The following is a 1,098-nucleotide window of genomic DNA, read 5'->3' on the forward strand; positions in this document are numbered from 1 at the left end:
TGTGGCGGAAAAATTCTGTATTCAGGAAATGTGGATGGCCTGTTGAAATGTAACGAAAGCAAAACAGCCCCATTTCTGGAACGTTATCTGAACGATGAAAAGGCATAACAATTGAAAAAAAAATTAACATATTGCTTTGATATGCTTGGAATAAATAATCAACCGCGTCAAACCTTTAAATATACCGTAAAATAGAATTTGGTGCCCTTAAAACCGCACGCCCGAATCTATTACACTTTATGTTTATCTGCTTATCATACCACATATTTAAAACCGAAAGATAATACACGAACTTGGGGAGTTTTTTAAATATTTCCCAGGTTCAGTCCCGAAATATCAATTGCATCGTAACACCATTATCAACGATAAAATTCAGTGTCCCATCAAGCTGCTTCGATAAACCCTTGATTAAGTTCATTCCCATCGAATTTACTTTTGCAAGCTCCCACCCTTCAGGAAGGCCAATGCCATTGTCTTTAATTGAAAGATTATGCTGCGATCCTTCCGTATTTAAAGATATAAAGATTATTCCTGAAACGGAAGGATAGGCATATTTAATGGCATTAGTTATGGATTCATTTAGTATCAAACCTATCGATACAGCCTTTGTTACACTGAGTTTTAATGGTGCCAGATCCATTGTGAACTGAATATTACCTTCCAGTCCATAACTATCCCGAAAATGCCCAACAAGGTCATCTATGTAGGTATGGATATCGATGAATACCATATCGTCGGTCTGATAAAGCCTTTGATGGATCAGCGCTATAGATTGCATTCTATGTTCGCTATCTTTAATAATGCTCAGCGCAACCTTATTTTTAATGAACGAGGATTGACGGTGTAAAAGTGCGGTAACGATCTGCAGATTGTTTTTAACCCTATGGTGGATTTCTTTGATAAGCCACTGTTTTTCGGTTACAAGGTCATTGAGTTCATTATTCTTCCTGCCAATTTCACGACCGGAGGACAGGCTCTTCCTGTAACTCATGTAAACAATAACCAGAATAACTGCCAGCAGGCATAGTCCCATAATGGTTGCATTCCGGGTAAATTCCGCCCGCTTTAATGAACCGTTCTGGATGGTTTTCTGCTGCT

Annotated in this window: 1 protein-coding gene; it reads right to left on the bottom strand. The window is 38.4% G+C overall.

Annotated elements, in window-relative coordinates; genetic code table 11:
- Positions 1-322 precede the first annotated feature (322 nt).
- A partial coding sequence (locus R2S57_RS30345) for a sensor histidine kinase (RefSeq protein ID WP_316848654.1) occupies positions 323-1,098 on the bottom strand: 776 nt, incomplete at its 5' end.

Source organism: Pedobacter psychrodurus (assembly GCF_032678585.1).
In the GTDB taxonomy this organism is placed as follows: Bacteria; Bacteroidota; Bacteroidia; order Sphingobacteriales; family Sphingobacteriaceae; genus Pedobacter; species Pedobacter psychrodurus_A.